The sequence below is a fragment of the Paenibacillus ehimensis NBRC 15659 genome (assembly GCF_004000785.1).
Classification (GTDB): Bacteria; Bacillota; Bacilli; order Paenibacillales; family NBRC-103111; genus Paenibacillus_G; species Paenibacillus_G ehimensis.
In genome coordinates, this window is sequence record NZ_BILX01000043.1 from 26,650 (window position 1) to 52,918 (window position 26,269).

The 26,269-nt window shown below is 55.9% G+C and carries 20 protein-coding genes, 1 pseudogene and 1 riboswitch; of the genes and pseudogenes, 18 read left to right on the forward strand and 3 right to left on the reverse strand.

All coding sequences use genetic code 11. From position 1 onward, the window contains the following. Positions 1-20: 20 nt before the first annotated feature. Positions 21-1,565 carry an ATP-binding protein gene (locus PEH01S_RS21870; RefSeq protein WP_025849142.1) on the reverse strand — a complete coding sequence of 515 codons (1,545 nt, stop codon included), beginning with the start codon at positions 1,563-1,565 and terminating at the stop codon, positions 21-23. 365 nt (positions 1,566-1,930) lie between these two features. After that, positions 1,931-2,122: a hypothetical protein gene (locus PEH01S_RS21875; RefSeq protein WP_127488004.1), complete on the reverse strand. Its 192-nt coding sequence runs from the start codon at positions 2,120-2,122 to the stop codon at positions 1,931-1,933. Positions 2,123-2,342: 220 nt separating this feature from the next. On the opposite strand from PEH01S_RS21875, the gene PEH01S_RS21880 reads away from it, so the two are divergent. The 9 genes and pseudogenes from PEH01S_RS21880 to PEH01S_RS21920 all read left to right on the forward strand — a co-directional run bounded on the left by PEH01S_RS21880 (position 2,343) and on the right by PEH01S_RS21920 (position 15,959). After that, positions 2,343-4,244 carry a DUF2334 domain-containing protein gene (locus tag PEH01S_RS21880; RefSeq protein WP_164827973.1) on the forward strand — a complete coding sequence of 634 codons (1,902 nt, stop codon included), beginning with the start codon at positions 2,343-2,345 and terminating at the stop codon, positions 4,242-4,244. Between the two features lie 228 nt (positions 4,245-4,472). Then, a pseudogene (locus PEH01S_RS21885) lies at positions 4,473-5,839 on the forward strand (MATE family efflux transporter). A 173-nt stretch (positions 5,840-6,012) separates the two neighbouring features. Then, positions 6,013-8,127: an ATP-binding protein gene (locus PEH01S_RS21890; protein ID WP_127488008.1), complete on the forward strand. Its 2,115-nt coding sequence runs from the start codon at positions 6,013-6,015 to the stop codon at positions 8,125-8,127. Between the two features lie 69 nt (positions 8,128-8,196). Continuing rightward, the gene (locus tag PEH01S_RS21895; RefSeq protein WP_025849147.1) at positions 8,197-8,922 is read left to right on the forward strand and encodes a response regulator transcription factor; all 726 of its coding nucleotides are present in this window, start codon (positions 8,197-8,199) and stop codon (positions 8,920-8,922) included. A gap of 160 nt (positions 8,923-9,082) precedes the next feature. Further along, positions 9,083-10,933: a cache domain-containing sensor histidine kinase gene (locus PEH01S_RS21900; RefSeq protein WP_025849148.1), complete on the forward strand. Its 1,851-nt coding sequence runs from the start codon at positions 9,083-9,085 to the stop codon at positions 10,931-10,933. Beyond that, positions 10,908-12,542, forward strand: a complete 1,635-nt coding sequence (locus PEH01S_RS21905) for a response regulator (RefSeq protein WP_164827975.1) — start codon at positions 10,908-10,910, stop codon at positions 12,540-12,542. Before PEH01S_RS21900 ends, PEH01S_RS21905 begins: the two co-directional genes overlap by 26 nt. A gap of 120 nt (positions 12,543-12,662) precedes the next feature. Further along, positions 12,663-14,045 (forward strand): ABC transporter substrate-binding protein, encoded by a 1,383-nt coding sequence (locus PEH01S_RS21910; RefSeq protein ID WP_164827977.1) that lies wholly within the window; start codon positions 12,663-12,665, stop codon positions 14,043-14,045. A gap of 111 nt (positions 14,046-14,156) precedes the next feature. Continuing rightward, complete coding sequence (locus PEH01S_RS21915) at positions 14,157-15,065, forward strand: carbohydrate ABC transporter permease (protein ID WP_025849151.1); 909 nt, start codon at positions 14,157-14,159, stop codon at positions 15,063-15,065. Positions 15,066-15,083: 18 nt separating this feature from the next. Then, positions 15,084-15,959, forward strand: coding sequence for a carbohydrate ABC transporter permease (locus PEH01S_RS21920; protein WP_025849152.1), 876 nt, complete (start codon positions 15,084-15,086; stop codon positions 15,957-15,959). Positions 15,960-16,046: 87 nt separating this feature from the next. Here PEH01S_RS21920 and PEH01S_RS21925 read toward each other — a convergent pair whose 3' ends face one another. After that, on the reverse strand, positions 16,047-17,642 hold the full coding sequence (locus PEH01S_RS21925; RefSeq protein ID WP_127488014.1) for a copper amine oxidase N-terminal domain-containing protein: 1,596 nt from the start codon (positions 17,640-17,642) through the stop codon (positions 16,047-16,049). A 154-nt stretch (positions 17,643-17,796) separates the two neighbouring features. Beyond that, a riboswitch (cyclic di-GMP riboswitch) is annotated at positions 17,797-17,888 on the forward strand. A 108-nt stretch (positions 17,889-17,996) separates the two neighbouring features. Between PEH01S_RS21925 and PEH01S_RS21930 the strand changes: the two genes are divergently transcribed. The 9 genes from PEH01S_RS21930 to PEH01S_RS21970 all read left to right on the forward strand — a co-directional run bounded on the left by PEH01S_RS21930 (position 17,997) and on the right by PEH01S_RS21970 (position 26,251). Beyond that, complete coding sequence (locus PEH01S_RS21930) at positions 17,997-19,319, forward strand: globin-coupled sensor protein (RefSeq protein WP_025849154.1); 1,323 nt, start codon at positions 17,997-17,999, stop codon at positions 19,317-19,319. A gap of 76 nt (positions 19,320-19,395) precedes the next feature. Continuing rightward, positions 19,396-19,671, forward strand: a complete 276-nt coding sequence (locus tag PEH01S_RS21935; protein ID WP_025849155.1) for a hypothetical protein — start codon at positions 19,396-19,398, stop codon at positions 19,669-19,671. Positions 19,672-19,889: 218 nt separating this feature from the next. After that, positions 19,890-20,762 (forward strand): PRD domain-containing protein, encoded by an 873-nt coding sequence (locus PEH01S_RS21940; protein ID WP_127488016.1) that lies wholly within the window; start codon positions 19,890-19,892, stop codon positions 20,760-20,762. A 15-nt stretch (positions 20,763-20,777) separates the two neighbouring features. Next, complete coding sequence (locus tag PEH01S_RS21945; protein ID WP_127488018.1) at positions 20,778-21,278, forward strand: PTS sugar transporter subunit IIA; 501 nt, start codon at positions 20,778-20,780, stop codon at positions 21,276-21,278. A gap of 29 nt (positions 21,279-21,307) precedes the next feature. Further along, positions 21,308-22,768, forward strand: coding sequence for a PTS transporter subunit EIIC (locus tag PEH01S_RS21950; protein WP_127488020.1), 1,461 nt, complete (start codon positions 21,308-21,310; stop codon positions 22,766-22,768). Between the two features lie 73 nt (positions 22,769-22,841). After that, positions 22,842-23,123, forward strand: coding sequence for an HPr family phosphocarrier protein (locus PEH01S_RS21955; RefSeq protein WP_127488022.1), 282 nt, complete (start codon positions 22,842-22,844; stop codon positions 23,121-23,123). 2 nt (positions 23,124-23,125) lie between these two features. Then, entirely contained in the window at positions 23,126-24,862 is a 1,737-nt protein-coding gene (gene ptsP, locus PEH01S_RS21960) for a phosphoenolpyruvate--protein phosphotransferase (RefSeq protein ID WP_127488024.1), read from the forward strand. Between the two features lie 123 nt (positions 24,863-24,985). After that, a complete protein-coding gene (locus tag PEH01S_RS21965; protein ID WP_025849161.1) occupies positions 24,986-25,399 on the forward strand; it encodes a BlaI/MecI/CopY family transcriptional regulator in 414 nt (137 codons plus the stop codon). 3 nt (positions 25,400-25,402) lie between these two features. Continuing rightward, on the forward strand, positions 25,403-26,251 hold the full coding sequence (locus PEH01S_RS21970) for a M56 family metallopeptidase (RefSeq protein ID WP_025849162.1): 849 nt from the start codon (positions 25,403-25,405) through the stop codon (positions 26,249-26,251). Positions 26,252-26,269 lie beyond the last annotated feature (18 nt).

Consider the following 26,269-nt stretch of genomic DNA (forward strand, 5'->3'; position numbering starts at 1 on the left):
TCGGGCTTCCTTGCCGCTTGCTAAGACCGGATCTTACGGACGCCCTGCATATAAATGTCTACGGTCGTGCCTTTGCCCTGCTCACTGCTTATTTTCATGCTGCCCCCGTGATTTTCAATAATTTTAAAGGTGACCATGAGACCGAGTCCGGTGCCTTTCTCCTTGGTCGTATAGAACGGTTCCCCCAGTCTGGGGATTCGCTCTTCCGGAATGCCGCAGCCTTGATCAGTAAACCGCATCAGCAGCTTTCCGCCCTCCATTTTGCGGAATTCGGCGCGGATTTGTCCACCTTCCGGCATAGCATCGATGGAGTTGTTCAGAATGTTGATAAATACCTGCTTAATTTGATTCTCGTCGCAATTGATTTCGGGAAGATCAGGGTCCGCTTCCGTGACGATGTCGACATTATGGATCATCGCTTGGGAGCCGAGCAGCATAATCGTATTTTCCAGAATGGTGAAGGCGTTTTTCGGCTGGTACTTGACGACTTGCGGCTTCGCGATGACCAGAAACTCGCTTACGATAAAATTGATCCGTTCCAGCTCGTCGATCATGATTTCGAAGTAACTGTCGTAGCCGCTTACCTTGCCCTGGAGCAGTTGGACGAAGCCTTTGAGCGACGTTAGCGGATTGCGGATTTCATGAGCGACGCCGGCGGCCAACTGGCCGACGATCGACAGCTTTTCGGAACGGAGAATCATTTCCTCGGCCCGCTTGCGCTCGCTGATGTCTTGCCCGATCATATAAACGCCGGCGATTTGCTTGTTCACGAAGATCGGGAAGTTAAATACGCTGAGCTCGACCGGATTGCCGTCCTTGCGCACAAACGTAATCTCATAATGAGGAGTCATGCCGTTGAGCGTTTCCTCGAAATGATCGAGCCACCGCGTGTAGTCTTCCGGGAGAATCAGCGGATTGATCGTTCGGTGAAGCAAATCCGCTTCCGCGTAGCCGGTGACGTCGAACATGGCGGGGTTGACGCTCGTAATGAGGCCGGACAGGTTCAGCGAACAGATCGGGTCAGGATTGTGCTCGAACAGCGATTTATAGCGCAGTTCGCTTTCTTCAAGCAGCAGCTCGGTTTTTTTCTTATCGTACAGCGCTTTGATCATCGCATAGGACCGGGCGAACCGGTGATCCTCTTCCTGGGCCAGCACGTTCTCGAAGATGCGATCGGCATCGTCATCGATGATGCCTTTGTCGAGATCCTTCATCTTTCCCAGAAGATTCATAACGTTTGTAATATGCTCGCCGTGAATCCATGCGGCGGAAGCGGTTTTATAACGGGTCGTAGGACCGTGCTGCAGTGTGACGATGCCTTTGCGCGGCTCGTACTCCGTTACGTGGTTCATATTGACCACATTCATCTGATCGATCAGGCGAAAGCCTTCCTCGTACAGCCATTCTTCGAAAGCTTCCAGCGACGCTGCCCAGTAATATTTATCGGAAACCGTATGAATGATATATTCTTTATCCCGCACGCATTCGATTTTAACGACTTCATCGGAAGGGATGATGGTGATGTCAGAACTTTTTTTATCACGAATGACTGGGATTTTTTGCATATTTTGATATCACCTGCCTGTCGCGTTCGATTCATTATACCACGCTTCCCCCCATCATAACAGATTAAAAATAGGCCCAGAGGCAATCCGGGCGGGATTCAGGAACTTTGGAGCCGCAGCGCCAAATCGGCTTTAAAACAATGTCTCCCGGCCGCCAAGGACGGCAGAGAGGCGGCCATTTCATTATATAACCTGCCGAATCGGGAAGTAAATGACAAGCCTCGGAGAGCGGACTTTTGGAGGGGCAACCGGGGGACAAGGCGCGCATGGAAGCTTGCGCTTAAGTCGCAAGCCTCCGGACGACAGGGGCTGAGAGCTTCTTGGCGGGATAAAGATACGGATGGAGAACAGCGGCTTTAAGCGCTTCAGTGGGCAGGCGTGCCGGTTTCTTCCGGCAGAAAGGGGACCTGCCTCGCAAATTCGGTTTCAAGGGTATTCATGCGGTGTTCCATGGCTGACAGTTTCCGCTCAAGGGCGGCAAAGCTTAAGGAAATTCCGGCATACCGCTTATGCAGGTCCGTCAGCTCTTTTGTGATCTCTTGCAGTTGATTTTCCATGCGTCGAAAGCACCCCTCTCTCGGATTTCTCGTTCTTCATATGATTCGTGCGGCGCAGAGACGTTTAGGTCCGTCGGCAGGGAGGACCAGGCAATATTGGTTAATAAGCCATAGTTTCATCCCTATCGCCTGCCGCCGCAAAAAAACATACTCGCCCGGCGGGAAATCTGTTACAATCTGGTGTAGATTTACGCAGCCAGAAGGGAGCTCCAGACACCCGATGACCTATTTGCGCCATTCGAAATGGCTACGTTTTGTTATTTCCTTAATTACGCTTACGCTGCTGCTGTCGGCGTATCGCATTTTTACCGTAGAAGGCGGGGCGCGTACGCCCAAATTCGTCATGATGCGGCTGGAGGACATCGGTCCCGGCGGACAGTACGCTTCGCTTGAGGAGCTTGGAAAGCTGAGAACCGTGCTGGAATATTTGCGCGACCGGAAGGTGGCTTACCATATCGCGGTCATTCCCCGCTGGATCAATCTGCCCCCGGACGGATCGCGGTACGACGTATCGCTCGATCAGGAAGGCGATCCGTACGCGGCCGCTTTCCGCAAGGTGCTCCGGCAGGCTTCGGACAGCGGCGCGGTCATTGGCATGCACGGCTATACGCACCAAGTCGGCAGCGTGCGCCGCGATGACGGTCACCACGAATCGGGGATCGGCAACGAGTTCCAAGTGGCCGATGTGGAGGAAACGACGAAGGCGTCGTATGCGGAGCAGCGTATTAAAGACGGGCTTGCGATATTCGAGCGTGCAGGACTGAAGCCGCAGTTCTGGGAGGCGCCGCATTACCGGACCACCGCCGAACAGGATCGGGTGTTCCGCTCCTACTTCGGCTTGAACTATCAGGCGGAGGTACAGTCTCACCGCGATGCCGAAGGCGTCTTTTATTGGAATCAGCGCAATTCCGGGTACGGCAGTCCGACGCTTGGCGCCGCTTACGTTCCTACACCTTACGATTACATCCCTTCCAATAAAGACGAAAAAATGATTCTCGACCGGGTCGGTCAATCGAATCAACTGGCTTCCTTTTTTTATCATCCTTTTCTCGAGTTTAAATACCTGACTCCCGTCCTGGGCCCGGATGGCGAGCCGGTTATGCGGGACGGTATTCCGGAATACCGGTACCCCGAAGAGAACAAGAGCGTGCTGCAAAAGCTCATTGCCGGCCTTCGGGCGAAAGGGTACGCCTTCCGCTCCATCCACGACTATGTTCCGTTCACGCCTGCTCAGAGCGTCAAGCTGCTACCGGGCGGCAAACAGAGCGTTTTTCTCGAGGATACTGACGGCGACGGGCAAGCCGATACGGTGCAGTGGAATGCGGCGAACGGGGAGATCAGCGTGATTCCCGGCCGGTACAAGGGACTGCGCAATGCGGCCCAACCCGAGCCTGTGCGATGGGGGCAGGCGGAATATGCGAACGGGACTGCCGCCGCCGTGAGCGGCAAAGATGCGGAAGGCCCGTGCAGCTTCTGGACAGCGAATCCGGACGGGCGCTTGGATCGCTATATATCGGACGGGCGGCAGTTCCATCTGGCGCAGAGCTGGAAAATCGAGGCCAAAGCTTGGAGCTCCTTATATACGCTCCCGTTATCGAGCGGCGAAGTGATTGTTGCCGGGCTAACGAAGGATAAGCTTAAGCTATACGGCTGGCGAATCCGGGGGAAGGAGCTGAAGCCGATCAAGCCGTATAAACTCCGAAGCGAAATGAATCAGGAGCTTCAGGTTCGTACGGAGGGGGGGCCTGCGCTGTTTGCTTCCAAAGACGGCGCCTCGGGCGGTATTCAGCTTCAGCCGGATCCCGTCGACATGAAGTGGAAGCTGACCCGTGTCGACCTTGGTCTTCCGAATGAAGACGGCTTGATCCGGCTCGGGGACTTTAACGGAGACGGCCGCGAAGACGCACTCCGCTGGGACCCGAAGACGATGCGCTGCACCGTCTATTTGAAGGACGAGGACCGGGAGTGGAAGCTGCTTTCCGGCTTCGGGCCTTGGGGAACGCCGGGAAGCGGCGTTCAACCAATGATTCGGGACGTCGACGGCAATGGAAAAGCCGATCTGGTATTGAGCGACCGCTCGGGCGGCACCTTGGATTTCGCTTTATCGTACCAAAGCAAATAAGCATGCCCTGAATGTACTACGGAGTGTCAGCCATTATATCGTATCATTAAAACTTCTACCCGGCCCGGCGGATTACGCGGGCCGTTTTACGTAGGAAAGAAGGCAGTGCGGATCTGCCTTGGAATAGGAAAAAACGACTATAGTATTTTCTCCCTTGTTCAGTTCGGCAAATTCAGGCACAATGGGAAGAGATAGGTTAAAATTCTCATATAAACCGAGGGCATAGAAATGAACAAGCAGCAGGCCGGATTTTTTGAAAACTGGAGGCGGATACTCGGATTAGCGCTTCCTTCCGTCATTTCTTTTGCTTCAGGCACCGTGACAGGTACAATCAATCTGATTATGGTCGGGCCGATGGGAGCGCTTGTCATCGCGGTCGTCGGCGTGTCCAATATCGTTGCTTATAACGCATGGGCTCTTTGTTCGGGCTTCGGGCATTCGATCAATTATTTGGTGGCGCAAAATTACGGGGCCGGACAAATGGATCAAGCAATCCGCCGGACGTATATCGCGCTATACGTCGGCATCGCGGTGGCGCTGCTGGCCGTTTCGGTCGGTTGGCTGGCCCCGGACCTGATTTTGCGGCTGATGGGAGGCTCCGAGGAGCTGGTATCGACGGGCGAGGCTTACCTTCGCTTCCGGTTGTTCGCAGTGGCTTGTTTTACGATAAGCTTTATTTTTCACGGTTTTTTCCGGGGGATCGGAGATACGCGCACGCCGATGATCATGTCCATTATCGCAAACGCGGCCATGATCTTTTTTACCTATGCGTTAACATACGGCAAGCTCGGATTTCCCGAGATCGGCCTGGCAGGTGCGGGAATGGCGGTCTTTATCGGCGAAGGCTTAGGGCTGCTGGCAGCGCCTACGTCTTCTTCGTTCGTCTGCATGCCCGCTACGCCACTCGGCGGCGTGTAGCGATCAATGGGAGCGAAGCGCGGCTGATTGCCGGCGAATCCGGCAAATTGGGGATGCAGGAGCTGGCCATGAGCGCGGCCATGTTCGTATTTACGATGTTCGTTACCCGGCTTGGCACCGAGGCGCTGGCCGCCAACGAAGTCGCATTGAATGTGATGGGACTCGGGTTTATGCCGGCGTTCGCCTTCGGGGCGACGGCGACGATTCTGGTCGGACAGGAGATCGGGCGGGGACAACCGATGCGGGCGAGGCGCATGGGCACCGACGTCGCGGTGCTGGGCAGCTTGTTTTTGCTGGCGCTCGGCATCGTTGAGTTCGTCTTCTCGGAAGCGGTGGCGCGTCTGTATTCAAGCGAGCCTGCCGTATTCCGGCTGGCCGGAAAACTCATCATGATTTCCGCCTTCCTGCAGCTGTTCGACGGGCTGTTGAATTATTACGCGGGAGCGCTGCGCGGTCTGGGCGATACGACCTTCCTGCTGCGGGCGTCTCTGATGCTCAATTGGCTCTTCTTTGTGCCGCTGGCCTACGTCTTAACCTTTGTGGCGGATCTTGGCAGCACCGGCGCCTGGCTGTCGCTTTACGCCTTCCTTGCATGCTTTGCGATGGCCTTGTGCATCCGGTTCTACCGTACGGATTGGACGTCGGTCCGCTCGAAGCAGTCGGCTCCGCACGCCTGAGGCCGGAGCTTGGAAAAAGCAGGATTTAACGCTTGAGGGGCGAATACACAATTGATCGAACCGATCAGTTTCAAACAATCATCATATCAACCAGAATACCAAACGAAATTGGCTGAAAGAATCGCAAGCGGCATCCGCCGGTATCTCGAAGCCGGAGGAGCGTGAGGTAGCACATGCCGCTGGAACGAACATCGAGGCGGATTGCCGCATTTTTTACCATTATCGTATTTTTGATCGTAGGGCTGATTGCAGGAGAACGGCTGTTTTTCAACTACGGCACAGCACCGAAGGCGGTTCGGGGCGAACTGGATCTGCGGGAATGGAACTGGGATCGGAAAGGGCACCTTCCGCTGAACGGCGAGTGGGAGTTTTACTGGAACGAATTCAAGCACCCTGAAGATTTTGCGGCGGAACGCTTCGGAGAAGCGGGCTACGCCAGTCTTCCGGGTTCATGGAACGGCACGACGACGGACGGAAAGGTGCTGACGGGCGAAGGGTATGCCACATACCGCCTCAAGATTTTGTTGTCTGATCATGAGCGGATGCTCGCCCTGCGGCTTCCCCCGATTTATACGTCTTATAAGCTGTGGATAAACGGTAAGGAAATCGCGTCGGCCGGAACCACAAGCAGATCCGAGCCGGAATCGAAGCCTCATTTTTTAACCCAGCTGGCCGTAGCCCACACCCATACAAGCGAGCTGGAGCTGGTTCTTCAAGTCTCCAACTATTCGCATGAGAAGGGCGGCATCCGGCAGCCGATCGAGTTCGGCCTGTTCGAGTCGGTGGCGAGGGCGAAGCAGCTGTCGGTCGGCTTCGATACGCTGCTGATCGGCAGCCTGCTGATCATGGGGCTCTACCATCTCGGTCTGTTCGTCGTACGGACCAAAGAGCTGGCCATGCTTTATTTCGGTTTATTTTGCCTTGTATTCTGCCTGCGCATGGCGCTGATCGGGGAAATGGTCGTAACCCAGGCGTTTCCCCGCTTTGATTGGACGCTGGCGTTGGTTTTGGAATATATGACGGCGGATTTGAGCATGCCGCTGTTCGTCTTGTTTTTCTCCAGCATGTATCCGAGGGAAAGCTCGCGGAAAATAACGACGTTCTTCTGCGCGATAACGCTGGCGTACGCCGTTGTCATTCCGCTGCTGCCGACCGAGCTGTTTACGAAATGGCTTGTCTTCCTGCAGCTGATTGTGGGAGCGGGCGTTTGCTACATTTTAAGCATCATCGTGCTCGCTTTTTTGCGCAGAAGAGAGGGTGGGGGACTGCTGCTGCTCGCCAGCTTGATCTTTGCGGCGACGATCGTCAACGACATGCTGTACGCTCACGAGCTGGTGCAGACAACGGACAAGATGTCGGCTTTTGGTTTGCTGATCTTTATTTTCTCCCAGTCGGTGCTGCTGTCGGTCAAGCTGTCGCGGGGATACGGGAGCGAGGAGAAGCTTTCGGCCGCTTTGACGCAGCTGAACAGCGGATTGCACGACAAAATCAAGGAACGGACGGCCGATCTCGAGCAGGCCAATCTGGAGCTGCAGCGGAAAAACGACGAGCTGTCGCGGATGGAGAAGTCCCGGAGCCGGCTGCTCAGCAACATATCGCACGATTTGGGCACGCCGCTGACGACGATCCAGTGCTACTTGGAGGCTGTGCTGGACGGCATCGTGGATACGGAGGAACAGAAGGAGCGTTATTTGCGGCTCATTCACAGCAAAGTCGTCAGCATGGACCGATTGATCGAGGACCTGTTCCAGCTCTCCCAGCTTGAAGCAAGGCAGGTGACCTTCAAAAAGCAGCTCATGCGCACCGACCGCCTAATCGAGCTGCTGTTCAGCCGCTACGAGCTGGATACGCGCAATGCGGGCATTCATTATACGTTGACGCTCCGGACCGAGGGGGACGATCAAGCGCGTGAATTTTCCGCGGTGGAGGTCGATCTGGAGCGGCTGCACCAAGTGTTCAGCAACTTGATCTTCAATGCGATCAAGTTCACGCCGGAAGGCGGCTCCATTCAGGTAGAAATGGTCGACGACGGAGAGCGGCTCCTGTGCCGGGTCAGCGATACGGGTGGCGGCATTAACGAACGGGACTTGCCGTACGTGTTCGACCGGTTCTATACCAGCAACAGGTCGCGCAATTCCGCGGCAGGCGGCAAAGGGCTCGGGCTTTCCATATCCAGGGAAATCATAGAGTACCATGAGGGACGCATCTGGGTCGAACACACCGAACCGGGGCGGGGCACCGTGATCTGCTTCACGATACCCGTCGCCAACCCTCCAAAAAAAGCTTGACCGGCAACAGTCCAATTGTTTATTCTCTTCTTAGGACCAGGGAACTACATCGATGCGGTGGTGAAACGGATGACGGAGCAAACAGTATTAGTTGTGGAAGATGATCCCGAGATTCGGGAAGTGATCCGTCTTTACTTGGAAAAAAACAAATACCGTGTCCTGCTCGCAACCAGCGGTGAAGAAGCGCTTAAGATCGCGGAGGCGGAGCGGCCGGATCTGGCGATACTGGACGTGCTCCTGCCGGGGCGAAGCGGCTTTGAAGTATGCCGCGAGCTTCGGGCGGTTTCGCCCGTGCCGATCTTATTTTTGAGCTGCAAAAAAGACGAAGCGGACAAAATCGCCGGCTTGAATCTGGGCGGCGACGATTATATTACGAAGCCTTTCAGCCCGAACGAGCTGATGGCCCGGGTGCGCGCGCATCTGCGCAGGCCGCATTTGGCTGCGTCGGGGCATGCGGGAGGACAGCCCGACAAGCTGGTCGTCGGCCATTTACGGATCGACCGGTTAAGCCGTGTGGTGAGAGTGAACGGGCAAGAAGTAACGTTGTCCCGTAAGGAATTCGACCTGCTGAGCTTTCTCGCCTCGCGTCCGGAGCAGACCTTCAGCCATGAGCAGCTGTTCCGCGAAATCTGGGGGCAGGAAAGCTTCAACGATACGAGGACGATTATCGTCCATGTCAGCAACCTTCGAAAGAAAATCGAGCCGGATCCGTCGAATCCGAAATACATAATCAACGTCCATGGCGTAGGCTATAAATTCATCGCCGGGGGCGCAAGCCATGCACTGAAACTGTAAACCGCAACCTTGAGCCATTCAAGGCGCGGTTTATTTTTTTGTCCCGGTGACGGGAAAGGAGCGGCGGTATATTTACGCTCGAAGCGGGCAGCCTGTAATTTTTATCCCTTTTCGGCACGCGGGGTTTTATGCTACAACAGACTAGAAAGAGGTGGTGGCTATGCCGTGGTTCGGAGTCCGCATGCGCCGGGCGGCGGAGCGTTTCCGCGATTGGGGGCTCGAATGGAAGGTGTTTCTGATGACGTCCATCGTCATTCTGATCGCCGTGCCGCTGACGGGAGCATTCTCGTTCAATCAGGCGGCCCGGTATATCGAAGAGTACGCCTATAACGCCGCAGACCGGACGGTCAGCCAGCTTAGCGCCAATGTCGGCAACGAGCTGAAGAACGTCAGCGACAAGCTGTACTGGATCAATTCCAGCGACGAGCTGACAAGGGCGATCGAATGGAGCCAGAACCGGTCGGATGAAGCGTATTCCGTCATTTTCAATAACGTATTTTCGCTGTTTTCCAAAGCGAGTCTGTCTTCTCCCACGATTCGCGGGATTTATTTATATACGCCCAAGGGAGAATTTTTCGAAGGGGTTCCGGCGGCAAGAAAGGAAACCGATTTCAAGGAAACGGTTTATTATGAGGCGATCAAGCCGTCTTCGACGAACCGCTGGGTCTACAGCGGGCAAAATCCGCTCTTTGTCGAGGAAGGGGCGGTGATCGGTCTGGTCAGCCGGCCGGCCACGGCCACCGGGGCGTTGGAGCTGGACAATTATTTGGTGATCACGCTGCGGGCAGACTATTTCGAGCGCAACCTGCAGAGCATCCAGCTGGTGCCCGACGGGTTCGCGATGATTTTGGACGAGAACGGCCGGCCGATTCTGCTGTCTTCCCGGAACGAGGCGACAGAACAGTTTCTGGAGCAAGCGCAGGTGCCGGATTTCTCGGGCAAACCGTCGTTTTTCGAAGTGAAGCTGGGAGATCAGACGTATCTGGTCAATCATCGGCCGATTCCGATTGCCGGTTGGCAGGCGCTGGTCATTCAGCCGAAAAAGCAGCTGCTTGTCAAGATCGCCTACATCCAATATTTTACCGTTTTGCTGACGGTAGCGCTGCTGGCGTTCTCTTTCTTTATGAACAAATCTATCGCAAGCTGGGTTACGCTTCCGGTGCGCAGGCTGCAGCGGCTCATGTCCCAAGCCAAAAAAGGCGATCTCGACGTGCGCTTCGCTTCCGAGAGCCGGGACGAGATCGGAGAACTGGGGCGGCGGTTCGACGAGCTGCTGGATCAGATTCAGCGGCTTCTGAAGCAGGTGGTGGAGGAGAGCCTCGCGAAGCGGAGAGCGGAGATGCGCGCGCTCCAAGCGCAGATCAATCCGCATTTTCTATACAATACGCTCGACGAAATTTATTGGAAGTCGCTCGAATTCAACGATTCGTCGGCCAGCGAGATTATTTTGTCGCTGTCCCGCTTTTTCCGGCTCAGTTTGAACCGCGGCGAGGAAGCGACGACCGTGGGGAAAGAAATGGAGCACGTCGAGCAATATTTGAAGCTCGTCAATTATCAATACAAACGGCAGTTTGCGTTCGAGGTGGCGGTGGATGAGCGGACGAAGGAAATCGTCGTACCGAAAATCATCCTGCAGCCGCTGGCGGAAAATGCGGTGCTGCACGCATTCCAAGACAACGAGTACCAAAATAACCGGATCCGGGTGAAAAGCTTCCGGGAAGGAACGGATACGACGGTGTTGACCGTGGAAGACAACGGCTCGGGGATCGACCCGGAGCTGATCGCGCTCTTCAACGCGCCGCTGCATGCCGCGGAGGCGGCGCCGGGCGTAGCTTCCCGGAGCGGAGAGGGCTACGCGATTATGAATATCAAGGAACGGCTTCGTTACTTTTTCGGGGAACGCGCATCGTTCCGGGCCGAAAGCCGGGTTGGAGAAGGCTCGCGATTCGAGATCCGCATCTGCGATGCAATGGAGGAGGTGCCGCATGAAAGTACTGTTGGTGGACGATAAGGAGAGCGTCGTGCTGGGGATCCGCAAGCATATTCCTTGGGAGACGCTCGGCGTGTCGCAGGTCGATATCGCCCTGGACGGCAAGGAGGCGCTGCTCCGCTATACAAACGATCCGGCGGATCTCATCGTGACGGATATCAAGATGCCGAATATGAACGGCATCGAGCTGATGGAGCACATCAGGGCGCGCTTCGACCGGGCCGTCCGTTTCGTCGTGCTAAGCGGCTACGAGGAGTTCGAGTATGCCAAGCAGGCGCTCGCGCTCGGCGCTTCGGACTACGTGCTGAAGCCGGTCGACATTAAAGAAATGACCGGGATTATCGCCAAGCTGCTCAGCGAGCTGCGCAAGGAGCAGGAACGGGACGCGCAGCGTCTGAGGTTTCAGCAAATGATCCGGCGCAGCCTGCCGGCCCTGCGGCAGCAATATTTGAACGAGATGATCCGGTTTCGGGACGAGCGTCAGGTACGCTTGCGGGACAAATGGGATTTCGCCGAAATCCCGCTCAAGCCATCAAGCTTCGCGCTGCTGGCAGTCGCGATCGACCGGTTCGATGAAATTTCGCATAAGCCAGTAGAGGAAGTCGAGCTCAGCCGGTTTATCGTCGAGAACATTATTGGCGATTGCTTGTCGTCGTGGGGGACAGGCATCGCTTTCTATGCCGAGTGGGGCCTGTTGGCGATGCTCGTCAATTACGACCCGGCCGAGCCGGCCAAGGAAGTCAAGGAAAAGCTGCTGAAATTTGCGGACTGGTGCCGCACTTCGGTGGAGAAGCATTCGGGCCTCACGGTAACGATCGGCATCAGCTCGTTATGTCCGGAGCTGCGCGAGCTGCCCGGCGCGTACCGGGAAGCGTGCGAGGCGATCGAGCATGTGTATTTTTTCGGGAACAACCAAGTGGTTCACGTGGAGGACCTGATCCCGTTCCGGATGAAGCGGACCGGTTACCCGGTTCTTCAGGAGCAGGAGCTGCTGACGCTGGTCAGGCGGGGCCAGGCGGAGTCGGCCCAGGAAGCGGCGGCCTCCTTCTTCCGTGCGCTCGAAGGGGAGGAAGGCCGGCCGGCTGACTTCCGCTTCTCCTGTATTCAGCTCGTCACTGCGCTGAACCGGCTTCTGCACGATCTGGGAATGGCGGAAGGGGAAGGCCGCCCGCTGCCCGAGACATGGTTTGAGCTGTGCAACCGCGCGAAGCTGGGCGAGCTGAAGGAGCACATTCCGGTCTGGTTCCATCATGCGGCGCTGCAGGTCAAGCAGTTTGTCCAAGCGGGCTCCAAGTCGATTATCGGCGAAGCGAAGACGTTCATCGAGCAGAACCTGCTTCAACCGATCGGCTTGTCGGCGGTAGCGGATTATGTCGGCGTCAGTCCGAATTACTTCAGCGGCTTGTTTAAACGGGAGACGGGAATCTCCTTTGTGGAATACGTCACCGACCTGAAGCTGGCCCAGGCCAAAGACTGGCTGGAGGACGCCGCCATTCCCATCTATGAGATTGCCGAGCGGCTCGGGTACCACGACCGCAAGTATTTCCGCGAAATTTTCAAGAAAAAGAACGGCATCACGCCGTCCGAATACCGCGAGCAGCGGCTCGGCACCTCGACGGGGGAGGAGTAAATCCTCCCCCTCTCTCATGAAAATTCCCTCCCTAGGAAATTCGACACGGTTCGCTATACTTGGAAATAGGAAGATAAACTCACGTACATGCAGAGAAACTTGCAGGGGAGGACGAAGTCCGTGAATACAAAAGGCTATGTAAAGCTCGGATTGGCGATGGCACTGGCTTCATCGGCGCTGGCAGGATGCGGCGGCGGCGAGCAAACGAAATCCGGCTCCGAAAGCGGCGGCGGGGCAAGCGCTCAACCGGTCAAGCTGAAATTTTGGACCAACGCGCGGCATGACGCCGACTTGATGAAAACGAAGCTCGAGGAGTTCAATCAGAAGTTTAAAGGCAAGATCGAAGTCGAATCCCAGATCATGACGGAAAACTACGAGCAAGCGCTGCAAACGGCGATTCAAGCGGACGAGGCGCCGGACATTTTCAATGCGAAAATGAAGCTTAAGCTGGAAGATTTGGTGAAAATGAAAGCGATTGAGCCGCTGGACGCGTACTTGACGCCGGAAGTGAAATCCCGCTTTGGCGATAACCTGCTGAAGGTCGACCGGCAAAACTGGCTGGACGGCAAAACGTACAGCCTTCCGAACTACGGCACAACCTGGCGGCTGATCTATAACAAAGATTTGTTCGCAAAAGCCGGCTTGAGCGAGCCGCCTAAATCGATGGCGGAGCTTGTGGACTACGCGAAGAAAATTACCGAAGCCGGTAAAGCGGACAACGTATACGGCTTCGCGTTAAACATGAAAACGCCTACAGCAGCCTTCGAGCGCGGTCTTCTGCCGATGGTCCGTCTGGACGGCAAAGACTATTACGACTGGAAATCCGGGAAGTATGATTTCGAGGTGCTGAAGCCTTATGTCCAAGCGCTGAAACAAATCGTCGATAACAAAAGCATTCTGCCGGGCTACGAATCGCTGGACATCGATCCGCTGCGCAACCAGTTTGCGGCAGGCAAGATCGGTATGTACTTCTCGCTGTCCGCCGAGCCGGGCGTCTACGATACCCAATTCCCGACCAAAATCAACTGGGGCGTAGCGCAGGTGCCGACGCTCGAAGGCGGAACGCCGAAGGGCGCAAACTATATCAACGGCGGCGCATCCTGGCTGTATATGTCCGGGAAAAGCAAGCACAAAAAGGAAGCCTGGGAGCTGCTGAACTTCCTCTACAGCGACGACGTGCTCGTTCCTTACTACGAGCAGGGCAAGGGCATTAGCGTTGTGCCCAGCGTCCTGGCCAAAGCGAAAGAGCCGACGCTCAAAAACTTCAAGGAATTCGCGCCGAAGGACGATGTCATGTGGCCGGCATATCCCGTGCACAAACTCGAGGGCAAGCCGTGGCAGAACGTCATCTCCGAGACGATTCTCGGCCTGACGCCGCTTGACAAAGCGATCGAAGATCTGAACAAGCGGTACAACGACGGCTTGAACAACGAAGAAAAGGCCGGCAACGTGAAGCGGATCGTCGAGCCGAATTTCGACCCGCGCAGCCAAATTAAAAAATAAAACTTATCGTTTGCATAAACGACCGGGCAGCAGGTGGCTCTCCTATATGGATATCCGGGAGTCGCCTGCTCTCTTTTTGCCAAAAACCGCCTCTGGAAGGAGCTGATTGACGTGCCGCTCAAAAAAAGATTAAAGGAATATACGGGACCTTACGTTATGGTCCTGCCAACGGTCGTTCTCCTGCTGCTGTTTGCCATCTATCCTCTGGCATGGGCTTTCAAATATATGTTCTACGACTATGACGGCTTTTCGGATGCGACCTTCGTCGGGCTCGATAACTTTGTCCGGTTGTTCACGCGCGATACGCAGTACTGGCATTCGGTGTGGAACACGCTGGTGTTTACGGCCGGGAAGCTCGTCATTACTTTGCCGCTCTCCCTGATTTTGGCTTTCATCCTGAACAACAAGCTGTTCGGCAAAAATACGATGCGCGCCATCATTTTCATGCCGACGATTATCAGTACGGCCGTCATCTCACTCGTCTTTTACCTGATGTTCAATTCGTACAACGGGATTATTAACAAAATGCTTTTGTCGATTGGATTGATCGATCAACCGATCGAATGGCTGGGCATTAAGTACTCGATGCTTACCGCCATTCTCGTCGCGATCTGGGGCGCGGTCGGGAACTACATGGTGCTGTTTCTGGCAGGCCTGCAGGGCATCTCCAACGATTTGTACGAAAGCGCGGCTATCGATGGCGCCAATAAGGTTCAGCAGTTCTGGTACGTCACGATTCCGCTGCTCGGGCCGGTCATGCAGATCATTGTCATGCTGGCGATTGTCAATACGCTGAAGAGTTACGAAAGCATCATGGTCTTAACGGCCGGAGGCCCCGGCGGGAAAACGGAAGTCATGTACTTGTACATCTACAAGCTGTTCTTCCCGGTATCCGAGGGCGATGCGGTCGTGCAGCAGTATGGCTATGGCGCTGCCGTAGGCTTCGTCTCTGCGCTGATTGTCGGTCTGCTTACGTCGGCTTACTTATACATTTCGCGCAAATCCAGTCAGGCGCATTAAGGGAGGAGGAACTGTATCATGAGCACAATCGCCGCCAAAAAGGGCGCTTCCGTACGCGTCGGCCCGCTGCTGGCCTGGACGGTCGTCTGGATCTTTCTGCTGAGCATCGTCATCGCCATTTTGTATCCGGTCGTCTTTACGTTGTTCGGCTCGTTTAAGTCGAATTTCGAGCTGCTGAACAGCACGAGCATCTTGCCGAAGGAATGGCATTGGAAAAATTACGCCGAGGCCTGGGAACGCGCCAACTTCGCGAAATATACGTGGAACAGCTTGTTTATCTCCATCGCGTCCACGGTCATCAATATCATCGTCTGCTCGATGGGCGCGTATGCGCTCGGCCGGCGGATGTTTCCGGGACGCGGCCTCATCATGGGCGTCCTTGCGGTCACGATGTTCATTACGATTGGGGCCATTACGTACCGTCCGCTCTACGACATGATGCGCGAGGTGCATTTGCACAAGTCGCTGTGGAGCATCGTGCTGATCTTCGTCGGGACGCACCTGTCCTTTAATATTTTTCTGCTTGAGCGGTTCGTACGCTCCATCCCGAAAGACTTGGATGAGGCGGCGACGATCGACGGCTGCGGATTTTTCGGCATCTACTGGCGTATTATTTTGCCGCTGCTTACGCCGGGCCTCGGCGTCGTGGGGCTGTTTACGTTCCGCGAGTCGTGGAACCAGTACGTGCTGCCGCTTATTTTTACGATGACGAATCCCGACCTGCGGCCGCTGACCGTCGGCGTCATCTCGCTGAAATATTCCGCCAATGCTGCCGCGGAATGGCACCTGATGCTGTCCGGCTCGATGGTATCGATGCTCCCGATTCTGGTCGTCTACTTCCTGATGAACAAGTCGTTCATCGCCGGCATGACCAGCGGCTCCGTCAAGGGGTAAGCACGAGGGCGTGCGCAAAGAAGCCTGCATCGTTTTTGATACAGGCTTTTTGCTCGTTTGTCAGTTATAACGAACAACGGATCATCCCTACTTGAGCTGTTTGATGATTTCCAAGTGCTGGTCGTTCGCTTTTTTCAACTCGTTGTTGTAATTGTCTCTGAGGAAGCTCAGCTGATCCCTTAGCGCCTCGATCCGCTGCTGGGCCGAGCCTTTCGCATGGATTTGCGTGATCAGCGTCTGGACGTTCGTCAGCTGCTTATTCAGCTCGGCCTTGGCCGCTTCCGCCGCCTTGGAATAATCCCCTGCCAACGAATTCAGCCTATTCGAAATTTCCGTCTGCTTCGTCTCGGCTTCCTTCAGCGCTTTGTTATATTCCGTCTGGCTGGAGTAGGTTCCCGGGTTATCCTTGCGGATTTGGGCGATTTGGTCCTCCAGTTGCTTTTTGTTCTGATTGTAATTCTCCCGGATCGAATTTACGAGCTTCTCGTGACGGTCGTTTTCAAGCTTGACTCGGTCCGGCTGCGCCGAAGGATTCGTATTCGGCAATGTCGTGCTGCCGCTGCCCATATCGACTTTGCGGATTAGGACGTCGTTGGAAAATTCGCTGACGGACAGCAAGGTGCCTTTTTTGTCATAATGAGAGATGATTCCGTTCATCATGTTGTTCTTGAAATCCCCGACCAGCTTCTCGCCCTTGGTCGTCGTATAGGTTCCTTTGCCTTCGCGCCGTCCGTCGAAGAAATCGCCCTCGTACACGTCGCCGTTCTTGTAGACGAGCTTGCCGGCTCCGCTCGGTTTGTCGTTATCGAAAGGACCGGTATATTTGTCGCCGTTATCGTAGTAAAGCGTCCCTTTTTCCCGCTCGCCGACCGAGAAGGTACCGTCGAAGAGCAGTGCGCCTGTGGAAGAATACTGCTTTCCGGAGCCGCTGCGCACCCCGTTTCTCAAATTCCCGTCAAATTCCAGCTGGCCGTTCTCATAGTAGCTCTTGATGCGGCCGTCTCCCGGAAGCCCGTTCGTCATCGTGCCGTCGAACAACAGCTTGCCGCTCAGGTTGTAGAGCTTGCCCCGTCCCTCCGGAGTCCCGTTCACCAATTGGCCGGTATACTTGTCCCCGTTCGGATAAGTGTAATCTCCTCTTTCGGGCTTCGTGGCGTCCGTGCCGCCTCCCGGTTTGGTCCCCGAGTCTCCGCCGCCGGGTCTGGAGCCGCCGCCGGTTGTTCCGCCGGAATTCCCGGGCCCCGTCGAATCTGCCGGACTTTTTATATGTACCGACATGCTGTCGCCGTCCCATGTCACTTCTTTGCCGCTTGCTTCGCTAACGAACCGCAGCGGGACGAACGTATTGCCCTCGACCAGCCGGGGCGCAAGCTCAAGCTCGTTCAGCCGGTCGTTGATATAAGCGTCCGTATCGTCGATGACCAGCTTAATGGAGAGGTCGTCCTTCGTGCCGGTCACGGTTTGCGTCGCCTCGTCCCAGCCGATCGCGAGCCCCATTTTTTCAAAAATAGGCCGGAATTGAACCAACGTCGTCCCGTCCTCCAAAATGGGCTGAACCTCGAATTTGACGGGCTTGCCGTCCATGTACACACGCACCTGCGGGTCGGCTGCGTCTGCAAATCCCGGTGCCGCAAGCGCCGTCCAAAGCATACAGGCCGGCAGCATGGCGTACCATTTGTTCATACCGAATTTCCCTCCTAAGCGTCCTATTCTTTTCCATTTTACAATATTCCGCAGAATGTGTCGAAAAAAATTCAAGCCGCTTCGGTAAAGAAAAATAAATCGTGCTAGAAAACGCTGACAAACTGTAGTAGAATAAATCGAGTATTTACCTATTCAAGGAAAAAGGCATACCTGTCTGAAAAGCAGGGACGCAAAGCTATGGGTCTTCCCTTCCCGAACGGGAAGAACGATCGCCAGGTTGCCACTGTTGTGACATTCAGCCACTTCAACGCCAACCCATTGAAGCCGCGCGCGACGCTGCGGTTTTTTCGTGCGTTCGGGACCGACACAGATAAACAGGAGGGGGTCCGTTTTATGAGCAAGTGCCCGTTTCACACCATTGCCCGTTGGTTTGGGAAAAGCGGCGGAACTGCGCCGGAGGGACATGTTTCGTTATTGCAGCAGGATAAGCTGAACGCGGTTGAGGTCACCTGCAGGGTGAACGATGCCGAGCTGGAGGCACAGCTCAAGATGATCGCTTTGTCCGAGGAGGATTTGCGCATACTCGCCGTATTTAAGCCCATGATCGAGGAGCGGGTCGAAGAGATTGTCGATTCGTTTTACGAAGACGTGCTGCAAGTGGACAAGCTGGACCGGATTATACGGGACAATACGACCGTCGAGCGGCTCACCCGGACGATGAAGACGCATTTGACCGAGCTGCTTGAAGGCAAAATGGACCGGGCATTTATAGAAAAGAGGACAAAAATCGCCCTGATTCACGAGCGGATCGGCTTGGAGCCAAAGTGGTATTTAAGCGCTTTCCAAAATCTGCAGAACGGATTTATCGACGCTGTCGTCAGCCAAGTTCAGCACAAAGACGACATGGTGGCGATTAACCGGGTGTTGACCAAGCTGTTCAACTTCGAGCAGCAGCTCGTGCTGGAGGCGTACGAAAAAGAAAATTTGCGCCAGCGGGAGCTGCAGCATGAAAAATACCGGAACGATCTGCGCATGTTAAGCGAGGAGCTCGCCGCGCTGACGCAAGAAAATAACGCGGCGGTCGATACGTTAATCGCGACGAGCAGCGACGTGAAAGAAGCCTTTGCCTCGATGGCGGAGCAGTCGAGATCGAGCCAGGAGATGGCCGGCACAGGGCAGGAGCAGATTCAGGCGCTGGAATCGAAAATCGTCGTCATTCACGAGCGCACCGATCATATGCAGCAGTCTGCCGCGCAGTTGAACGAGCTGTCGTCGCAGATCAAGGATATCGTCACAATCGTACAAGACATTGCGGCGCAGACCAATTTGCTTTCGCTGAATGCGGCCATCGAAGCGGCACGGGCCGGCGAACACGGAAGAGGGTTCTCGATCGTTGCCGGCGAGGTGCGCAAATTGTCCGACGATACGAAGAAGACGCTGACGCGCATCGCAGATATCGTCACCGAATCGGATAAGTGCAACGACCGGGTCGTACGATCCATTCACGAGGTACGTCAGGTGGTTGAAACAAGCCGTGCGGAAGCGCTGGAAGCGCGGAGGGTGTTCAGCGAAATCGTGCACTCGATGCAGACGAACATCGATCGTACCGAAGAGGTCGGCAGCGAGATGGACCGGCTGGCACACACGATCGGAGAAATAGGCAGTGCGGTAAACCGGGTGGCGGCGACGGCGGAAACGCTGCGGGACAAAGCATAAATAAAAAAGGCTGGTGCATAACGGGCCAAAAAAGGCGATAATGTCAATAGACAAACAGAAAGGGATGAGCTGACGAATGAACGTGAACATCATCGGAAGCCGGATGACGCACACCAAAGAGAACGGCTATGTGGGTCATGTCGAGTTTCAATATGAAGGGCATGAAGCGCCGTATGAAATTACGCTGCACAGCAAAAATGCGAAGGATTGGAGCTACAGCCTGATTTTTTCCAAAGAATCGGGATCGGAGGAAGACATTCTCGCGGTCGAAGAAAGGCTGGAAGAAGACGACGATTTCTACGACCTGCTTGTGAACGCGGCGCTGCAAAGCTTGCCCCGTCAAGAAGGATAGACGTTGGTCATTTGTTCAATAATTCGCCATTTAAATTCCACGCAAATCCTATTGACGAAACGTTTACAAATCGGTATGATGTGACTGTAACCGAATACAAATTGGCGTGTTACCGATAAAAGGGCATGAGCCAGGAAAAGACTAGGAACAAAGGTCTTTTTTTGGCTCTTTTTTGTTTGCCGTCGTTCGGGACGTAAAGAAAGGTGGTGGGTTAGGCTATGCAAGCGAATCGTCTGCTTCGAATCGAGCGGGTCATCAGCAATAATGTGCTTATGGTGTTGGATTCGGAATCCGGGAAGGAGTACGTGCTGCTGGGCAAGGGCATCGGATTTTCCTCCAAAGGAAGCGGGACGATCGAGGCCTCAGACCCCCGTATCGAAAAACGATTTCGGCTGGACGACCGCGATCAGATGAGCGAGTATCACACGCTGCTGGAAGGAATCGACCCCGAGGTGATCCGAATCTCCGAGCGGATCATCGACAGCATTAACGGGCAATTTTCCGAACCGCTGAACAACAAGGTGTACTTTGCGCTGCCAAGCCATATTCAGTTCGCGGTATACCGGCTCAAGAACGGAATGGACATCGTCAATCCGTTCCTGCAGGAAACGCTGCTGTGGTTTCCCAAGGAGTACGAAATCGCGCGAAGCGCAGCGGCGATGATCAGCGAGGCGTTCGACATCGAAGTCCCCGAGGACGAAATCGGCTTTTTGACCTTTCACGTTCACTCGGCGGTGTCCAGCGTTCCGGTCGGAGAGCTGGTGAAGTTTTCGAACCTGGTCAACGAAGCGGTCGTGCTGGTTGAAAGCGAGCTTGGCGCCTCCATTCCGCGCGACAGCATGGATTATGTGCGGCTTATCACGCATTTGCGGCATGCGATCGAGCGGGTTGCCCATGGCAAAGTCGTTCGCAATCCGTTTATGAACGAATTCAAAACCCAATACCCCGAGGAATACCGGCTGGCCTCCAAGCTTGGCTCGTTGATCGGGCAGCGGCTGGAAACGGACGTTCCCGAAGATGAGATCGGCTATATGGTCATGCATTTGTACAGGCTGCTTCAAACGTATCCGGGAGAGCGATCAACACAATAAGGGAGGAATGAACGAATGTTCTCAAAATGGCTATCCAACAAGACAAAGACGAATCGGCTGGAAATCGCGGCTCCGATAACGGGCAAGGCCGTAGAGCTCGAACAGGTTCCCGACGAAGCGTTCGCTGGCAAGCACATGGGCGAAGGGGTTGCCATCGAGCCGACGGAAGGCAAGCTGATCGCTCCGTTCGACGGCACGGTCGCGCATCGGATCGATACGAATCACGCGCTGATTCTGGAGCACGAATCGGGCGTTCAGCTCTTGGTTCATATCGGGATCAATACGGTAGCGCTGCGCGGCGAAGGGTTTACGTCCCATGTATCTACGGGTGACAGGGTGACGGCCGGCCAGACGCTGATCGAATTCGATATCGAGCGTATACAGGAAGCGGGCTATCCGCTGATTACTCCGGTCATCATCGCCAACGGCGAAGAAAGCGTATCGGCCGTGGAATACCGATTGGGGCCGGTTCGTGCTGGGGACGCCGGACTGCTGAGCGCGGTTTTAAAAAAATAACATATCTATTTTGAAAGGGTTGAGTGCTCATGCTCGCTTCTTTGCAAAAAGTCGGAAAAGCCCTGATGCTCCCCGTCGCCGTCCTTCCGGCGGCCGCCATTCTGCTGCGGTTCGGGAATATCGATTACGTCAAAGACTTTCATATGGGGGAAAGCGCCGGCGGGTTTATGAACCAATATATCGCGCCGTTCCTGAACGCCGGCGGCTCCGCCATATTCGACAACCTGCCGCTGATTTTCGCGGTCGGCATCGCGATCGCTTTCATCGGAGACGCCGTCGCGTCGTTGGCTGCTGTAATCGCTTACTTGGTACTGACCAACGTATTGGCCAAAATTCCCGCGGCTTTCCCGGCCCTTGTCGATAAAGACGTGAAGCTGAACATGGGGGTGCTCGGCGGCATTCTCGCCGGAGCGCTGGCATCGTACTTTTATAAAAAATACCATAATATCAAGCTGCCCGATTGGTTGGGCTTTTTCAGCGGGAAGCGGTTCGTGCCGATCATTACCTCGCTTGCGATGGTGCTGATCGGGATCGTCTTCGGGATTATCTGGGGTCCGATTCAGCATGCGCTGGACGAACTCGGCCGATTTGTCGTGGGCTTGGGCGGCTACGGTGCCGCGGGATTCATGATCGGCAACCGGCTGCTTCTGCCGTTCGGCCTGCATCACGTATTGAACTCGATCGCCTGGTTCCAGATCGGCGACTTTACGGATGCGACCGGCCAGGTGATTCACGGCGACCTGTACCGCTTCTTTAAGGGCGACAAGTCGGCCGGGATGTTTATGACCGGGTTCTTCCCGATGATGATGTTCGCGCTCCCGGCGGCTGCGCTCGCGATGGTGCATACGGCGAAGCCGGAAAAACGCAAAATCGTCGGGTCCATGCTGTTCGGGACGGCATTCGCCTCGTTCCTGACGGGGATTACGGAGCCGCTGGAATTTGCCTTTATGTTCCTGGCTCCGGCGTTGTACGCCGTACACGCGGTGCTGGCCGGGGCAGCCGGTTACATCACGTACGTGCTTGGCGTGAAGCACGGCTTCGGGTTCTCTGCGGGCTTCATCGACTATGCGCTGAACTATCCGCTGGCAACAAAGCCGCTCTTGATTATCCCGATCGGTCTTGCCTTCGCGGTCGTCTATTACTTCATGTTCCGCATCTTGATCGTGAAGCTGAATCTGAAGACGCCCGGCCGGGAGGACGACGACATCGTCGAGGCTGCCGCTGTGGAATCGGCGCCTGCGGGCAAAACGCCGGTCGCTCAAAAGGCAGGTCAAGTCTTGGCTTCCATCGGCGGCGCCGACAACATCGTAGGACTGGACGCGTGCATTACCCGGCTGCGGCTGGTCGTGAAGGACGAAGCGGCGGTTGACGACAAAGCGCTGAAGGGCCTGGGCGCCTCCGGCGTCATGCGGCTCGGTCAAGGCGCGGTGCAGGTCATTTTCGGACCGCAATCCGAGCAGTTGAAAGACGAGATAAAGAAGCTCATGTAGATCTGCCTTCGGGCAAACGTTCAGACCGTTTAGACAGAGAAATAAAACCATACGGAACAAGGAGTGCAGAGCGATGCAAAACAACTATATTGTTCAAAACCTGTTGGGTCTTCACGTACGTCCCGCCAAAAAAATTGTGGAGGCGGCCGGACGTTACAAGGAATGCAGCATCTTTTTGGAAAAATCGGGTAAACGCGTCAGCGCGAAAAGTCTGGTAAACGTGCTCACCATCGGCGCCAAGCACGGAGACACGGTCACACTCATTACCGAGGGGGAGCAGGAAGAAGCGGCGCAGGAGGAGATCGGCCGCATTCTGGCCGAATATTCCGAAGCGCCGGCCCGGAAGGAGGGGTAACCGTGCGGCTTCAGGGAGTTGCCGCGGCGCCGGGGATTGCGGTCGGCGTCGCGAAGGTGATGCGGGAGGAGCAGCGGCCGGAACGGCTTCCGATCCGAGCGGAAGAGACGGTAGCCGAGCTTGAGCGGCTGGCCGAGGCGATCCGCCGGGCGGACGAGGAGCTGCAGGAGATCGGCCGGGACTTGACGGACCGGGGCCGCGAGCAGGAAGCGGAAATTTTCGAGGGCCACCGGTTGTTTCTCCAGGATGAGGAACTGATCGGCAAGGCTCAGACGACCATCCGTGAGGAACAGATCCGGGCGGAAGCGGCGCTGGACGAAGCGATGCAGGAGACCGTCTCGCTGCTGGAAAGCTTAGACGACGAGTATTTGCGGGAGAGAGCGGCGGATATCCGCGATGTGACACGCCGTGTGATCCGCAAGCTGCTCCGTGCCGAGGAGCCCTTGGATGCGCGCTTGACGGATGAGCCCTTCATTCTGATCGCGGATGAACTGACGCCATCGCAGACGGCCCAGCTTGACCCGAAAGCGACGGCGGGCTTCGTCACCGCTTCCGGCGGCAAGACGTCGCATTCCGCCATCTTGGCCCGCTCGCTCGGCATTCCGGCGGTGGTCGGCTTGGGCGAGAGCCTGTTCCAAGTGCAGGACGGCCAGCGGCTCGTCGTCGACGGCCGCGAAGGCGTCGTGCTGGTCAATCCGGCCGAGGAGCAGCTTGCCGCTTACCGCCAAAAGGCAAGCGAGCAGCAGGCGTTGGCCGAGCGGTACCGTGCGTTTATAGACCGCCCGTCCGTGACGCTGGACGGCGCAAGCGTCGAGCTCGCCGCCAACATCGGCTCGCCGGCCGATGCGGAGGCGGCGGCGCGCGGCGGAGCCGAAGGCGTAGGGCTGTTCCGCACGGAGTTTCTATACATGGGGCGCGACTCGCTGCCGACGGAGGACGAGCAGTACGAAGCGTATGCGGCGGCGGCCCGGGCCTTCGGACCGGAGGCGCCGATCGTGATCCGCACGATGGATATCGGCGGGGACAAGGAGCTGCCGCTGCTGGAGCTGCCGAAGGAAGAGAACCCGTTCCTCGGCTACCGGGCGATCCGCATTTGCCTGGACCGGCCGGAGCTGTTCAAAACGCAGCTGCGCGCCATTTTGCGGGCCAGCGCGGAGGCCAACGTCAAGATCATGTTCCCGATGATCGCTTCGCTCCGCGAATGGAGACGGGCCAAGGCCATTCTGGAGGAAGCTAAGACGGAGCTGCGTGCCGAAGGCCGGGCGTTCCGGGACGATCTGGAGACGGGCGTCATGATCGAAGTGCCGGGAGCGGCGCTGATGGCCGACCGGTTGGCCAAGGAAGTCGATTTCTTCAGCATCGGGACGAACGATCTCGTGCAGTATACGATGGCGGCCGACCGGATGAATCCGAAGCTGGCGCAATTGAACGATCCGCTGCAGCCTGCGGTGCTGCGTTTGATCGATCAGGTCATCCGCGCGGCGGCGCGGGAAGGCAAATGGGTCGGCATGTGCGGAGAAATGGCGGGGCAGCCGCATGCGGTGCCGATTCTGCTCGGCATGGGGCTGCACGAATTCAGCATGAGCGGCGTCTACGTGGCGCGTACGCGGGCGCTGATCGCAAAGCTTGACCGGAGCGGGATGGGCAGGCTGGCGGAAGCGGTGCTTGAGCTGGACGATCCGGACGAGGTGCGAAGCGCGGTCGAATCGCAGCTTCCTTGGCTGCGCGAGTATTTGTAGCATGTAAGGGAAAAAGCACGGTACAGAGGCGTTTGCGCCCCTTGCCGTGCTTTTTTATGGAATGAACTGTAAGCTTGACGATGCCTTTTGCGAACATTACAATAGGTAGTGTGAGGTGCTTTCATGAAAATACATTCATTTAAAACGAACGAAAGCGGATTAAACCGCTTTTTCGGACCTCTGGAAGCGAAAATCATGCATATCCTGTGGAACGGTCCGGAGATGGCGATCAAAGACGTACAGGCGAGGCTGGCCAAGGAGCAGGCGATCAATTTCAACACGGTGATGACGGTGATGAACCGGCTGGTCGACAAAGGCGTGCTGCGCAAAAGAGCGGAAGGGCGCGTCTCCTTATTCCAGCCAACCCAATCGCTGGAGCAGTTTCTCGAAACCCAATCCAAAGAGCTGACGAACGATTTGCTCGAAGAATTCGGACCGCTTGTCGTGAACCATATGCTGGACGCCTTGGAAGAAGCGGACCCGGCGCTTCTCGAGCAGCTGGAGCAAAAAATTCAAGCTCTGAAAAAGGAAAGATAGCCTATGTGGGAAAAACGTTCCAGGACCCTGTTCCTTACGGGCCTTGGGTTGTCGGCCCTGATCATGTCCCAAATTGTCGCATACGCGCTGCATTTGCTGCTGGGCTTGGAAATCAAGCATAACCTGATCCAATTTTGCGCCAGTACGGCGAGCATTTACGGCTTGGACGGCGTGGTATACGCGTTCGACATCGTCGTGTTCTATACACTGCTGCTGACCGTCGGACTTATCGTCCAGCAGCAATGGGCGTCGTGGCGCACGTTCCGGCGATTGCAAAGCAAACGGGACGAACGGATGACGGCGGAATTGAACGGGCTGTACGGCAGCGGCGGCGAGCCGATTCTGGTCGTCGCGTGCGATGAGCCGCGGGCGTTTACGATGAACCTGCTGAACCCGAAGGTTGTTTTATCGACGGGCTTGATCCGGCTGCTGGACGAGAGGGAGCTGGAGGCGGTCATCCATCATGAAATGTATCACCGGAAGCATGGCGATCCGCTCAAAACGTTCGTGCTGTCCCTCTGCTCGTCGGTCATGGGGTACGTCCCGCTGCTCCGGTGGGTGCACCAGAAATACCGGACCGTTCGCGAGGTGCTCGCGGATAATTATGCCATCGAACAGTTGGGTTCGTCCGTAGAGATCGGCAGCGCCTTGCTGAAGCTTCTGAAGCACAGAAAGACAGAAACGATGGTGTTTTCCTACGTCTCGTTCGCAGACAACTCGATCAACTGCCGCATTCAGTTAATTTTGGACCCGCAATCCGAGATTCCGTTCAAATTGCCGCTGAAGCTAACCATGATTTCTTTCCATGCGGTGCTGCTGCTTGGCGCGATGTTTTTCTTCGCGACCCTCTAATCGGGCAATCAAGGACGG

Coding starts and splice junctions, on each gene's coding strand:
- PEH01S_RS21945 (WP_127488018.1), top strand. CDS start 20,778: ATGTTCTCAAAATGGCTATCCAACAAGACAAAGACGAATCGGCTGGAA.
- PEH01S_RS21905 (WP_164827975.1), top strand. CDS start 10,908: ATGAAAGTACTGTTGGTGGACGATAAGGAGAGCGTCGTGCTGGGGATC.
- PEH01S_RS21970 (WP_025849162.1), top strand. CDS start 25,403: ATGTGGGAAAAACGTTCCAGGACCCTGTTCCTTACGGGCCTTGGGTTG.
- PEH01S_RS21920 (WP_025849152.1), top strand. CDS start 15,084: ATGAGCACAATCGCCGCCAAAAAGGGCGCTTCCGTACGCGTCGGCCCG.
- PEH01S_RS21880 (WP_164827973.1), top strand. CDS start 2,343: ATGACCTATTTGCGCCATTCGAAATGGCTACGTTTTGTTATTTCCTTA.
- PEH01S_RS21925 (WP_127488014.1), bottom strand. CDS start 17,642: ATGAACAAATGGTACGCCATGCTGCCGGCCTGTATGCTTTGGACGGCG.
- PEH01S_RS21895 (WP_025849147.1), top strand. CDS start 8,197: ATGACGGAGCAAACAGTATTAGTTGTGGAAGATGATCCCGAGATTCGG.
- PEH01S_RS21950 (WP_127488020.1), top strand. CDS start 21,308: ATGCTCGCTTCTTTGCAAAAAGTCGGAAAAGCCCTGATGCTCCCCGTC.
- PEH01S_RS21900 (WP_025849148.1), top strand. CDS start 9,083: ATGCCGTGGTTCGGAGTCCGCATGCGCCGGGCGGCGGAGCGTTTCCGC.
- PEH01S_RS21890 (WP_127488008.1), top strand. CDS start 6,013: ATGCCGCTGGAACGAACATCGAGGCGGATTGCCGCATTTTTTACCATT.
- PEH01S_RS21870 (WP_025849142.1), bottom strand. CDS start 1,565: ATGCAAAAAATCCCAGTCATTCGTGATAAAAAAAGTTCTGACATCACC.
- PEH01S_RS21935 (WP_025849155.1), top strand. CDS start 19,396: ATGAACGTGAACATCATCGGAAGCCGGATGACGCACACCAAAGAGAAC.
- PEH01S_RS21875 (WP_127488004.1), bottom strand. CDS start 2,122: ATGGAAAATCAACTGCAAGAGATCACAAAAGAGCTGACGGACCTGCAT.
- PEH01S_RS21930 (WP_025849154.1), top strand. CDS start 17,997: ATGAGCAAGTGCCCGTTTCACACCATTGCCCGTTGGTTTGGGAAAAGC.
- PEH01S_RS21955 (WP_127488022.1), top strand. CDS start 22,842: ATGCAAAACAACTATATTGTTCAAAACCTGTTGGGTCTTCACGTACGT.
- PEH01S_RS21940 (WP_127488016.1), top strand. CDS start 19,890: ATGCAAGCGAATCGTCTGCTTCGAATCGAGCGGGTCATCAGCAATAAT.
- PEH01S_RS21965 (WP_025849161.1), top strand. CDS start 24,986: ATGAAAATACATTCATTTAAAACGAACGAAAGCGGATTAAACCGCTTT.